We start from the raw sequence: 221 nt of genomic DNA on the forward strand, positions 1-221 counted from the left end.
CCCAAAGCCGTGGTGTCTAATGGCCCCGAACCCAAAATTCGTTGTGCGCTGGAAAGCACCGAGCTAGGCCACCATTTTGGCGACAAGCTGTTTAGCGCCTATACCTTAAACGTCTGGAAACCCAACCCTGAACTTTATCGCCAAGCCGCCGCCGCAATGGGCCACTCCCCCCAACAATGCGTGGTGATTGATGATGCGGCGGTGGGAGTGGAAGCGGGGTT

Annotated in this window: 1 protein-coding gene; it reads left to right on the top strand. The window is 57.0% G+C overall.

Features of this window, described 5'->3' with window-relative positions:
• The coding region (locus INT22_RS21565; RefSeq protein ID WP_226912920.1) for an HAD-IA family hydrolase at positions 1–221 on the top strand (221 nt) is incomplete at both ends.

Source organism: Halomonas sp. 3D7M (assembly GCF_014897885.1).
Taxonomy (GTDB): Bacteria; Pseudomonadota; Gammaproteobacteria; order Pseudomonadales; family Halomonadaceae; genus Vreelandella.